At 67.3% G+C, this 11,938-nt stretch carries 10 protein-coding genes; all 10 read left to right on the plus strand.

The window, feature by feature from the left end:
* A partial coding sequence (locus WAZ62_RS21135; RefSeq protein ID WP_422645510.1) for a hypothetical protein occupies positions 1 to 523 on the plus strand: 523 nt, incomplete at its 5' end.
* A 104-nt stretch (positions 524 to 627) separates the two neighbouring features.
* Positions 628 to 1,227 (plus strand): ANTAR domain-containing response regulator, encoded by a 600-nt coding sequence (locus tag WAZ62_RS21140; protein ID WP_422645511.1) that lies wholly within the window; start codon positions 628 to 630, stop codon positions 1,225 to 1,227.
* Positions 1,224 to 2,480 (plus strand): CmpA/NrtA family ABC transporter substrate-binding protein, encoded by a 1,257-nt coding sequence (locus tag WAZ62_RS21145; RefSeq protein WP_422645512.1) that lies wholly within the window; start codon positions 1,224 to 1,226, stop codon positions 2,478 to 2,480. The genes WAZ62_RS21140 and WAZ62_RS21145 overlap by 4 nt, the downstream gene beginning before the upstream one ends.
* A gap of 412 nt (positions 2,481 to 2,892) precedes the next feature.
* Positions 2,893 to 4,179, plus strand: a complete 1,287-nt coding sequence (locus WAZ62_RS21150; RefSeq protein WP_422645513.1) for a CmpA/NrtA family ABC transporter substrate-binding protein — start codon at positions 2,893 to 2,895, stop codon at positions 4,177 to 4,179.
* Positions 4,180 to 4,195: 16 nt separating this feature from the next.
* Positions 4,196 to 5,062: a nitrate ABC transporter permease gene (gene ntrB / locus WAZ62_RS21155; RefSeq protein WP_422645514.1), complete on the plus strand. Its 867-nt coding sequence runs from the start codon at positions 4,196 to 4,198 to the stop codon at positions 5,060 to 5,062.
* Positions 5,063 to 5,075: 13 nt separating this feature from the next.
* The gene (locus WAZ62_RS21160; protein ID WP_422645515.1) at positions 5,076 to 5,876 is read left to right on the plus strand and encodes an ABC transporter ATP-binding protein; all 801 of its coding nucleotides are present in this window, start codon (positions 5,076 to 5,078) and stop codon (positions 5,874 to 5,876) included.
* 1 nt (position 5,877) lies between these two features.
* Positions 5,878 to 8,328: a nitrite reductase large subunit NirB gene (gene nirB / locus WAZ62_RS21165; RefSeq protein ID WP_422645516.1), complete on the plus strand. Its 2,451-nt coding sequence runs from the start codon at positions 5,878 to 5,880 to the stop codon at positions 8,326 to 8,328.
* Positions 8,328 to 8,663: a nitrite reductase small subunit NirD gene (gene nirD / locus WAZ62_RS21170; protein ID WP_422645517.1), complete on the plus strand. Its 336-nt coding sequence runs from the start codon at positions 8,328 to 8,330 to the stop codon at positions 8,661 to 8,663. The genes nirB and nirD overlap by 1 nt, the downstream gene beginning before the upstream one ends.
* Positions 8,660 to 11,311, plus strand: coding sequence for a molybdopterin-dependent oxidoreductase (locus tag WAZ62_RS21175; RefSeq protein ID WP_422645518.1), 2,652 nt, complete (start codon positions 8,660 to 8,662; stop codon positions 11,309 to 11,311). Before nirD ends, WAZ62_RS21175 begins: the two co-directional genes overlap by 4 nt.
* On the plus strand, positions 11,283 to 11,938 hold a 656-nt coding region (cobA, locus tag WAZ62_RS21180), incomplete at its 3' end, for a uroporphyrinogen-III C-methyltransferase (protein WP_422645519.1). The genes WAZ62_RS21175 and cobA, both read left to right, overlap by 29 nt.

An 11,938-nucleotide genomic window follows, 5' to 3' on the forward strand; every position in this document is an offset into this window, starting at 1 on the left:
GGTGACGACATTGGCCGGGCGCCTTCTGTCGCGCGGGGAGGCGGCCGACTGTCCGGCCCTGCTGGGCGCATGGCTGACCGCCGGCGACGGGGACCGGGACGGCGCCCTGTCGCTGGCCGAAGCCGTCGCCGATGCCGACAGCCTGCTGGCCGAGATCGACGCCAGTCATGACGGCTATCTGACCGCGATCGAGATCGAAGCCTGGCGCGGGCGCATCGCCCCTGAAGCCTATGCCGACCGAAAACTGCGCCAGCAGCCCGGATCGGGCGGAGACGACATGACGCCCGGCGGCGGCAAGAAACGGGGCGGCAGCCCCGAGGACGGCCATGGCGCCGCCCGCCGTCTGGATTCCGGCTTCCGGGCCCAGCCCGATCCGATCATGGCGGCCGACACCAATCTCGACTTCAGGGTCGACAGGACGGAACTTGAAGCCCGGGTGAAGAGCCGCTTCGATACGCTCGACGGCGATCACAACGGCCGCTTGAGCGCGGACGAATTGGCTGGTTTCTGCCCGGAGAACTGACCTGGCGCGGCATTGGCCTTGTTGCCAATTGATTGCCGCACTGCAACCATCGACCTTGAGAGGCGGCCGGCATTGATTCTGGCCGCCCGGGGTGACGACGATCGATGGATGATGCCGATATCAAGATTCTGGTCATCGACGAGAACCGGATCCGGGCATCCGTCATCGAGGAAGGACTGCGGGAAGCGGGCTACGCCCATGTCCGCGTGATCGTCGAGAGCCGGCCCACGGTCCGCGCCATCGTCGATGCCGACCCGGATGTCGTCTTCATCGACCTCGAAAACCCCAATCGCGACGTGCTCGAGCACATGTTCCAGGTCAGCCGGGCGATCAGCCGGCCGATCGCCATGTTCGTCGATCGCTCCGACCGCGACATGATCGAGGCGGCGGTCGATGCCGGGGTGTCGGCCTATATCGTCGACGGCCTGAAGAAGGAGCGGCTGAAGCCGATCCTCGATACCGCCATCAGCCGCTTCAACGCCTTTTCCCGGATGCGCGAGGAGCTGGACCGCACCAAGCGCGCCCTCGAGGAGCGCAAGGTGATCGACCGGGCCAAGGGTGTGTTGATGCGCCTGCGCGGCATCGGCGAGGACGAGGCCCATGCCCTGCTGCGCCGGACCGCCATGAACGAGAACCGCCGTATCGCCGAAGTCGCCCAGAGTGTTTTGACCGCAGCCGACCTGCTGTCGGGAGGGAAGCCATGACCGCAGCCAGCCCCACCGTGACCATCCGCGCCGGTTTCATCCCCCTGCTCGACGCCGCCATCCTGATCCTCGCGAGGATCAAGGGCTTCGCCGAGGAGGAGGGGATCGACCTCGTGCTGGTGCGGGAAAGCTCCTGGGCCAGCATCCGCGACCGGGTGGCGCTCGGCCATTTCGATGTCGCCCACATGCTGGCGCCCATGCCGATCGCCGCCTCCCTCGGGCTCACGCCCTTTGGCGGCGCGGTGATCACGCCCATGTGTCTTGGCCTCGGCGGCAACGCGATCACGGTTTCCAACGCCGTCTGGTACGGCATGAGCATGGCCGGCGCCGACAGCGGCGGCGATCCGAAACGGATGGGCGAAGCGCTGCGTGCCGTGGTCGAGGAGCGCAAGCGCAAGGGCTTGCCCCGCCTGACCTTCGCCGTCGTCCATCCGTTTTCCAGCCACAATTATTACCTGCGCTACTGGTTGGCCGCCTGCGGCATCGATCCTCGCGCCGATGTCGCCCTGACCGTTGTGCCGCCGCCCTACATGGCGGATGCCCTGGCCGGCGGCCATATCGATGGCTATTGCGTGGGCGAGCCGTGGAACAGCGCCGCGGTCGTCGCCGGTGTCGGCCATATCGTCACGACGACATCGGCGATCTGGAAGTCCAGCCCGGAAAAGGTGCTGGGCGCCCGGGCCGATTGGGCGGAACAGAACCCGGAGGCGCTTTCCGCCCTGCTGCGCGCCATGCACCGCGCCTCGCTCTGGTGCGACTCGCCGAAAAACGCGCCGGAGTTGGTCGAGCTTCTGTCCTCGTCGCGCTATCTCGATGTGCAGCCCTCGACCATGATGGCGGGATTGACCGGGCGCATCGCCCTTGGCGACGGCCAGCCGCGGGCGGTGACCGATTTCCGCTATTTCGCCAAACGCGCCGCCACCTTCCCCTGGATCAGTCACGGCCTGTGGTTCTTCAGCCAGATGGCGCGCTGGGGTCAGATCGACCTGACCCCGGCGACCCTCGACATCGCCCGTCGCAGCATTCGCCCGGATCTCTATCGCAAGGCGCTTGGCCCGCTCGGCATCGCCTTGCCCAATGCCAGCGCCAAGATCGAAGGCACGCTGACCATGGAAACCCCGGTCGCGACCGCCAACGGCCGGCTCTTCCTCGGCCCCGATGGCTTCTTCGATGGCCGGGTCTTCGATCCCGACCTGATCGAGGATTATGTCGCCGGTTTCGAGATCAAGGGGCCGGGTCCGCTGGAAGGATGAGGAGGCAAAACTTCATCGCACTGCACAATATTTGAACAGGGCCGTGGCGAAATTCGCGCCAGACGAAAATCCCGGCGGCTTCGGCCTGTTTCGATAAGTTATTGATATTCATGGAATGGTGAGGCCATTCCCGATCTGGCACGGTTCCTGCTTTTATTCATGCAGGACCAACGATGGCCCGACAACCGGCAGCGCCAATGACGGCCGCCGGCTTCGCAGCGAAGGAACCCCGGCGGTTATCCGTCTGGCGACGTGACGCGCGAAGTTCATAGCTTTCGGGCACCTCTTTCATATCGGGTCCAGCGATGGGCCCACCGGCACCGCCGCCGACAGTCCCTCGACCTTCCAGGTCTCAAGGGTTCTGTCGCGCGGCTTTTTTCGTTTTGGCTTCACGTTTCAGGGGAGACAGCAGGTGAGCAGCTTCGTATCCAAGGGGATCACCCGTCGCAATGTGCTGAAGGCCAGCGCCACCGCCGCCCTGTTCGGCGCGGTGAACAGCGCCTTTCCGGCCGGTGTCTTCGCCGAAACCTCGGGTCCCGAGACGCCGAAGGCGATCCTCGGCTTCATCGCCCTGACCGATTCCGCCCCCCTGATCGTCGCCCGGGAAAAGGGCTTCTTCGCCAAATACGGCATGACCGACGTCGCCGTGCAGAAGCAGGCCTCCTGGGGTGCCACCCGCGACAATATCGAGCTGGGCTCGGCCGGCGGGGGCATCGACGGTGCCCATATCCTCACCCCCATGCCCTATCTGATTTCGACCGGCCGGGTGACCAAGGGCAACCTGCCGGTTCCCATGTACATCCTGTCGCGCCTCAACGTGAACGGCCAGTGCATCTCGGTCGCCGCAGCCTACAAGGGGCTCGGCGTCACCACCAACGCCGGCCCGCTGAAGGACGCCTTCGCCAAGGCCAAGGCCGAGGGCAAGGAAGTGAAATGCGCCGTCACCTTCCCCGGCGGCACCCATGATCTCTGGATGCGCTACTGGCTGGCGGCCAATGGCATCGACCCGAACAAGGATGTCTCGACCATCGTCGTGCCGCCGCCCCAGATGGTCGCCAACATGAAGGTGAACACGATGGAGGCCTTCTGCGTCGGCGAGCCGTGGAATGCCCAGCTGGTGCGCCAGGGCATCGGCTTCTCCGCCCTGACCACCGGCGAGCTGTGGGCCGATCACCCGGAAAAGGCCTTCGCCATGCGCGCCGACTGGGTCGACGCCAACCCCAAGGCCGCCAAGGCCCTGCTGATGGCGGTGCAGGAAGCGGCGCAATGGTGCGACATGCCCGGGAACAAGGAAGAAATGTGCACGATCATCGGCGGCCGCGATTACTTCAAGGTGCCGGTCGAGGACATCCTCGGTCGCTCGAAGGGCGAGATCGACTATGGCGACGGCCGCGTGGTCGAGAACAGCCCGCACATCATGAAATACTGGCGTGACCATGCCTCCTTCCCCTTCCCGAGCCATGATCTCTGGTTCCTGACCGAGAATATCCGCTGGGGTTACCAGCCCGCCGACCTCGATATGAAGGCGACCGTCGCCAGGGTGAACCGCGCCGACCTGTGGCTCGACGCCGCGAAGACGCTGGGCGTCACCGACCTGCCGCCGATGTCGCGCGGGGTCGAGACCTTCTTCGACGGCAAGACCTTCGATCCCGAAAACCCCGCAGCCTATCTGGCCAGCCTGGCCATCAAGGCCGCCTGAGCGGAAAGGACGCGCCATGACCGTGCAGACCGAACAGATGCCCAAATCCCTCGCCGGCCTGCCCGGCCGGCTTCTCTCCCTCGATCGCGCCGCCGTTCTTCGCTGGTTGCGTCGGCGGCTCGCGGCGGTCGTGCCGCCGCTGGTCATGCTCGTGTTGCTGCTCGGGCTTTGGGAATTGCTGTGCCGGGGCGGCAACGCGCCCCTGCCGCCGCCCAGCCAAGTGATCCACGATACCTGGGACCTTATTTCCGATCCGTTCTTCGACAATGGCGGCACCGACAAGGGCCTGTTCTGGCAGATCGCCGCCAGCCTGACCCGGGTCGCCCAGGGCTTCCTGATTTCCGCCGTCGTCGGCATCTCGCTCGGCGTCCTCATCGGCCAGTCCAGCCTGGCGTTCCGGGGTCTTGACCCGATTTTCCAGGTCCTGCGCACCGTGCCGCCGCTGGCCTGGTTGCCGCTGTCGCTCGCCGCGTTTCAGGCGGCGACCCCTTCGGCGATCTTCGTCATCGCCATCACCTCGGTCTGGCCGATCATCCTCAACACCGCGGTCGGCATCCGCAACATCCCGCAGGACTACCGCAATGTCGCCCGGGTGCTGCGCCTGTCGGGGCCGGAGTTCTTCTTCAAGATCATGCTGCCCGCCAGCGTGCCCTTCATGTTCACGGGCCTTCGCATCGGCATCGGCCTGTCGTGGCTGGCGATCGTCGCCGCCGAGATGCTGATCGGCGGCGTCGGCATCGGCTTCTTCATCTGGGATGCGTGGAATTCCTCGCTGATCAGCGAAATCATCGTCGCCCTGATCGCGGTCGGCATCGTCGGTTACATCCTCGACCGGCTGATCGGCGCCCTCGGCGATCTCGTCGCCGGCAACGTGAAATCCTGAGGGAGGCCCGATCATGTCCAGCTATCTTTCCATCGAACAGGTCGGCGTTTCCTTCGACACGGAACGCGGTCCCTATGTCGCGCTTCGCGACGTGAACCTGAAGGTTGCCAGGGGCGAATACATCTCGATCATCGGCCATTCCGGCTGCGGCAAGTCCACGCTGCTGAACCTGGTCGCCGGGCTTCTGCGGACGACGACCGGCGCCATCCTGCTCGAGGACAGGGAAGTTTCCGAGCCGGGCCCGGAGCGGGCGGTGGTGTTCCAGAACCATTCCCTGCTGCCCTGGCTGTCGGTCTACGACAATGTGAAGCTGGCGGTCGACAAGGTTCACGGCAAGACGAGGAGCCGGGCCGAGCGGCGCGACTGGGTGCTGCACAATCTCGCCCTTGTCGGCATGTCGCACGCGATCGAGCGGAAGCCTGGCGAGATTTCGGGCGGCATGAAGCAGCGCGTCGGCATCGCCCGGGCGCTCGCCATGGAACCCAAGGTGTTGCTGCTGGACGAGCCCTTCGGCGCCCTCGACGCGCTGACCCGGGCCCAGCTGCAGGACAAGGTGATGGAAATCCAGGTCCAGCTCGGCAACACGGTGATCATGATCACCCATGATGTCGACGAGGCGGTGCTCCTGTCCGACCGCATCGTGATGATGACCAATGGCCCCGCCGCCACCATCGGCGAGATCCTGACGGTCGATCTGCCGCGGCCGCGCAACCGCCTGACCCTCGCCGACAATCCGACTTATGTGAAGGCGCGCGCCGCCGTCATGGAATTCCTCTACGCCCGCCATGCGATCAACAAGGTGGAGGCCGCCTGACATGACCGCCCGTCTCGTCGTCATCGGCAACGGCATGGCCGCCGGCCGGATGCTTGAGCATCTGACCGAAGCCGCGCCCGATGCCTATTCGATCACCGTCTTCGGGGCCGAGCCCCGGGTGAATTACAACCGCATCCTGCTGTCCCCCGTGCTCTCGGGCGAGAAGAGCTTCGAGGAGATCGTCACCCATGACGATGCCTGGTACGCGGCGCGGCGCATCGATCTGGTGAAGGGCGGCGAGATCGTCGCCATCGACCGCTCGGCCCATACCGTGACGGCGCGGGACGGCAGCGTGACGCCTTACGACAGACTGGTGATCGCCACCGGCTCCAGCCCCTTCATCGTGCCGGTGCCCGGCCACAAGCTGCCCGGCGTCGTCGCCTATCGCGATCTCGACGATGTGAACGCCATGCTGGCGGCGGCGGAAGCGGGGGGCAGCGCGGTCGTCATCGGCGGCGGCCTCCTCGGCCTCGAAGCCGCCGCCGGCCTCAGGATGCGGGGCATGGCGGTCACGGTCCTCCACCTGATGCCGACGCTGATGGAGCGTCAGCTCGATCCGGCCGCCGGCTATCTGCTGCAACAGGCGATGGAAGCGCGCGGCATCCGCGTGATCTGCCGCGCGAATACCCATTCGATCCTCGGCACCGACCGGGTCGAAGGCGTCCGCCTCGACGACGGCACGGAAATTCCGGCCGATATCGTCGTCATGGCGGTCGGCATCCGGCCGAACGCTGCGCTGGCGAAAAGCGCGGGCCTCGCCATCAATCGCGGCCTCCTGGTCGACGATCACATGCGCACCGACGATGCCGACATCTTCGCCGTCGGCGAATGCGTCGAGCACCGGGGCCAGTGCTATGGTCTGGTCGCGCCCTTGTTCGACATGGCGAGGGTGCTGGCGGCCCAGCTCGCCGGCGACGCGACGGCGTCTTACGAAGGCTCTGTCACCTCGACCAAGCTGAAGGTGACCGGCGTCGATCTCTTCTCCGCCGGCGATTTCGCCGAGGGCGAGGGGCGCGAGGACATCGTCCTGCGCGACGCGGCGCGTGGCATCTATAAGCGCCTCGTGATCAAGGAAGACCGCATCATCGGCGCCGTCATGTATGGCGAGACGGCAGATGGCGGCTGGTTCTTCGACCTCCTCAAGAAGGCGACGCCGATCGCCGACATGCGCGGCACGCTGATCTTCGGCCAGAGCTTCGCCGGGGGCGTCCCGCTGGACCCTATGGCGGCCGTTGCAGCCTTGCCGGATGAGGCGGAGATCTGCGGCTGCAACGGCGTCTGCAAGGGCAAGATCACCGGCGCCATCACCGACAAGGGGCTGACCAGCCTCGATCAGGTGCGGGCCCATACCAAGGCCTCCGCCTCCTGCGGCTCCTGCACCGGCCTCGTCGAGCAATTGATGCAGCTGACCCTGGGCGAGAAATTCGCCCGGGCGGCGGTGCAGCCCGTTTGCACCTGCACCGATCTCGGCCATGACGATGTCCGCCGCCTGATCCTGGCCAAGGGCCTGAAATCGGTGCCCGCCGTCATGCAGGAACTGGAATGGAAGACGTCGTGTGGCTGCGCCAAATGCCGGCCGGCGCTGAACTATTACCTGCTCTGCGCCTGGCCGGGCGACTATACGGACGACGGCCAGTCGCGCTTCATCAACGAACGGGTCCACGCCAACATCCAGAAGGATGGCACTTATTCGGTGGTGCCGCGCATGTGGGGCGGCGTGACCAGTGCCGTCGAACTTCGCGCCATCGCCGATGTCGTCGATAAATTCGCCATCCCGACGGTGAAGGTCACGGGCGGCCAGCGCATCGATCTTCTCGGTGTGAAAAAAGAGGACCTGCCGGCGGTCTGGGCCGATCTGAACGCCGCCGGCATGGTCTCGGGCCATGCGTATGGCAAGGCGCTGCGAACGGTGAAGACCTGCGTCGGCTCGGAATGGTGCCGCTTCGGCACCCAGGATTCGACCGGCCTCGGCATCCGTCTGGAGCGGGTGATGTGGGGCGCCTGGACACCGGCCAAGGTGAAGCTCGGCGTCTCGGGCTGCCCGCGCAACTGTGCCGAGGCGACCTGCAAGGACATCGGCGTGATCTGCGTCGATTCCGGTTACGACATCCTGTTCGCCGGGGCCGCCGGCCTCGACATCAAGGGCACCGAAGCCTTCGGCCACGCGAACAGCGAGGATGAGGCGGTGGAAATCATCCTGGCCCTGACCCAGGCCTATCGCGAACAGGCCCGTTATCTCGAGCGTATCTACAAATGGGTGAAGCGGGTCGGCGCGGAATCGATCCGGGCGCAGATCATGGACGATGCGGACAGGCGCAAGGCCCTGGCCGCGCGCTTCCTCTTCGCCCAGCGCTTCGCCCAGGTCGATCCCTGGGCCGAGCGGGTGGCCGGCTTCGATGCCCATGAATTCACGCCGCTGACCCCCTTCGTGTCGCAGGAGGCGGCGGAGTGATGAACGCCATGCTTCCCACCTGGATCGATGTCTGCGCCGTCGCCGACATTCCCCTGCGCGGCGCCCGCGTGGTCAAGGCGCCGGATGGCGATATCGCGGTGTTCCGCACGACGGGCGATCATGTCTTCGCGCTTTACGACCGCTGTCCGCACAAGGGCGGCCCCTTGAGCCAGGGCATCGTCCACGACAGCGGCGTGACCTGCCCCTTGCACAATTGGGTGATCGACCTCGAGACCGGCCGCGCCCGGGGCGCCGACGAGGGCTGCGCGCGCAAGGTCGCGGTCGAGCTGATCGAGGGCCGCGTCCGCCTGCGCATCGGATCCGCGCTGTCATGACCGGGGCGACGCGCACCACCTGTCCCTATTGCGGCGTCGGCTGCGGCGTGCTGGCCACGCCAGGGGCGGACGGGCGCGTCGCCATCAAGGGCGATCCGGATCACCCGGCCAATTTCGGCCGGCTGTGCTCCAAGGGATCGGCCCTTGGCGAAACCCTATCCCTCGACGACCGCCTGCTTCATCCCCGGGTCGTCGGGGAGCGGGCGACATGGGATCGTGCCCTCGACCATGTCGCCCGCGCGTTTTCCGATGCGATCCGTGACCATGGACCGGACTCGGTCGCCTTCTATGTCTCGGGCCAGCTGCTGACCGAGGATTATTACGCCGCCAACAAGCTGATGAAGGGCTTCATCGGTTCGGGCAACATCGACACCAACAGCCGGCTGTGCATGTCCTCCTCGGTCGCCGGACACAAGCGCGCCTTCGGCAGCGACACGGTCCCCGGCACCTATGAGGATCTGGAGCTGGCGGATCTCGTCGTCCTCACCGGCTCCAATCTCGCCTGGTGCCATCCCGTGCTGTTCCAGCGCCTCGCCGCGGCCAAGGCGGCCCGGCCCGGGATGCGCGTCGTCACCATCGATCCTCGCCGCACCGCGACCAGCGAACTGGCGGATCTGCACCTCGGCATCGCGCCGGGCGCCGATGTCGCGCTGTTCAACGGCCTTCTCCTGCATCTCGCCGCCGGTCCCCGGCTGGACGCGGGCTTCGTCGACCGCCACACCAGCGGTCTCGCCGGGGCGCTGGGGGCCGCCGCCGGCTTCGACATCCGGACGACGGCGCGGACGACCGGGCTTTCGCCGGCGGAGGTAGAGCGCTTCTTCAACCTCCTCGCCGCGACGGAGCGGGTTGTCACCGTCTATTCCCAGGGCGTGAACCAGTCGAGCGCGGGCACCGACAAGGTGAACGCGATCATCAATTGCCACCTGCTCACCGGGCGCATCGGCCGCCCGGGCATGGGGCCCTTTTCGGTCACCGGCCAGCCCAATGCCATGGGCGGGCGCGAGGTTGGCGGCCTCGCCAATCAGCTCGCCGCCCATATGGAGCTCGACAATCCCGCCCATCGCGCGCTGGTGCGGGATTTCTGGAATGCCCCCCGTATCGCCGACAGGCCGGGCCTGAAGGCGGTCGACCTGTTCGAGGCGGTGCATGACGGGCGCATCAAGGCCCTGTGGATCATGGCGACCAATCCGGCCGCCAGCCTGCCCGATGCCGATCGGGTCGTGGCGGCACTCGGCCGCTGCCCCTTCGTCGTCGTCTCCGACGTGGTGCGGGATACCGACACGACGCGACACGCCCATGTCCTGCTGCCCTCCACCGCCTGGGGCGAAAAGGATGGCACGGTGACCAATTCCGAACGCCGCATCTCGCGCCAGCGCGCCTTCCTGCCGCCCCCGGGCGAGGCGAGGGCGGACTGGTGGCAGATGGCGGAGGTGGCGCGGCGCATGGGCTTTTCCGGCTTCGACTGGGATGGTCCTTCCGCGATCTTCCGAGAACATGCCGCCCTCTCGGCCCATGGCAATGACGGTCGCCGCGATTTCGATATCGGTGCCCATGCCGAAATCGACGTGGCGGGTTACGAGGGCCTCGCCCCGTTCCACTGGCCACGGCCGGCGGGGCAGGGGCCGCGCCAGCGCTTCTTCGGCGATGGAAAATTCCATCACCCTGATGGCAAGGCCCGTTTCGTGGCGACGCCCTGGCGTCCGGCCCGGGGCCAGACCTCGGCGGCAAGGCCGCTGATCCTGAACACCGGCCGCGTGCGCGACCAGTGGCACACGATGACGCGGACCGGCAAGGCCGCCCGCCTGACCAGCCATTACGCCGAGCCCTTCGTCGAGGTGAATCCGGCGGATGCCCGCGCCCTCGGCCTTGCCGCCGCCGACCTCGCCCTGATCGAGAGCGATCGCGGCGGCGCGCTCCTGCGCGTGCTGGTCACCGAGCGCCAGCGCCCGGGCGCCGTCTTCGCGCCCATTCACTGGACCGGGCAGCAGGCAGCGCGCGCGCGGGTCGATGCCCTGGTCGCGTCCCATGTCGATCCTGTCTCGGGCCAGCCGGAATCGAAATTCACCCCGGTCTCGCTGCGGCGGTTCCAGGCGGCCTGGTATGGTTTCGCCGTCAGCCGCCGCCGTCCCGTGGTCTCGGACCTCGACTATTGGGCGCTGGCGCCGGTCGAGGGCGGCTTTCGGGCCGAGCTGGGCGGCGCCGATGCGCCGGACGACTGGCCGGCGGCGATGACGGCCCTGCTCGAACCCGCCGAGGGGGCGGACGTCCTCGCCTATCGCGATGTCGCCCGGGGCCTCTACCGTTTCGCGGTCTATGAGGCGGGGGTGCTGTCCGCCGCGCTGTTCGTCGCGCCGGAGCCGGTGGAAATCGCCCGGGGCTGGCTGATCGGACAATTGGGCCGCGCGCTCGATGGCGCCGAGCGGCTGCGCCTGCTGGCGGGCCGGGGCGGCGACGCGGCAGCCGATCCGGGCGCCCTTGTCTGTTCCTGCTTCTCGGTCGGGGTCAATCAGATCACGGCGGCGGTGAAGGCCGGCGCCCAGTCCATCGACGCCATTGGCTCATGCCTGAAGGCGGGAACCAACTGCGGCTCCTGCCGCATGGAAATCGGGAGGCTGATCGATGCCTGTTCAACAGCGAAAGCCGGTTGAGGTGAAACTGGTCCGGGGCGGCGCTGCCGTGCCGCCCGGATCGGCCAGGGGCCCGGGGCGGGTCACGCTGGTCGGCGCCGGCCCGGGCGATCCCGATCTCCTGACCCTGAAGGCGGTGAAGGCGCTGCAGGCGGCGGATGTCGTGCTGTTCGACGATCTGGTCGGCGACGGCATCCTCGACCTCGTGCACCGGAAGGCGCGTTGCCTCGCGGTCGGCAAGCGCGGTGGCCGTGCCTCGTGCCGGCAGCAGGATATCGACGACCTGATGGTGAAATTCGCCCGCAAGGGCAAGCAGGTGGTGCGCCTGAAGTCGGGCGATCCCATGATCTTCGGCCGCGCCGGCGAGGAGATCGAGCGTCTGCGCCGCGAGGGCATCGCGGTCGAGGTGATCCCGGGCATTACCGCCGCCCTCGCCATGGCGTCGGCCCTCGGCGTCTCGCTGACCCACCGCGATCACGCCCAGTCGGTCCGCTTCGTCACAGGCCATTCGCGCCATGGCACCTTGCCGGACACGCTCGACTGGCGGGGTCTGGCCGATGCCCGCACCACGCTCGTCGTCTACATGGGCGGGCGCACGGTCGGGGACATGGTCGCCCGCCTGGTCGCGGCCGGCCTGCCGGCGGAAAC

It is taken from the genome of Zavarzinia sp., from assembly GCF_049306435.1.
Taxonomy (GTDB): Bacteria; Pseudomonadota; Alphaproteobacteria; order Zavarziniales; family Zavarziniaceae; genus Zavarzinia.

Coding starts and splice junctions, on each gene's coding strand:
- WAZ62_RS21175 (WP_422645518.1), top strand. CDS start 8,660: ATGACCGGGGCGACGCGCACCACCTGTCCCTATTGCGGCGTCGGCTGC.
- WAZ62_RS21160 (WP_422645515.1), top strand. CDS start 5,076: ATGTCCAGCTATCTTTCCATCGAACAGGTCGGCGTTTCCTTCGACACG.
- nirD (WP_422645517.1), top strand. CDS start 8,328: ATGAACGCCATGCTTCCCACCTGGATCGATGTCTGCGCCGTCGCCGAC.
- ntrB (WP_422645514.1), top strand. CDS start 4,196: ATGACCGTGCAGACCGAACAGATGCCCAAATCCCTCGCCGGCCTGCCC.
- WAZ62_RS21145 (WP_422645512.1), top strand. CDS start 1,224: ATGACCGCAGCCAGCCCCACCGTGACCATCCGCGCCGGTTTCATCCCC.
- WAZ62_RS21140 (WP_422645511.1), top strand. CDS start 628: ATGGATGATGCCGATATCAAGATTCTGGTCATCGACGAGAACCGGATC.
- nirB (WP_422645516.1), top strand. CDS start 5,878: ATGACCGCCCGTCTCGTCGTCATCGGCAACGGCATGGCCGCCGGCCGG.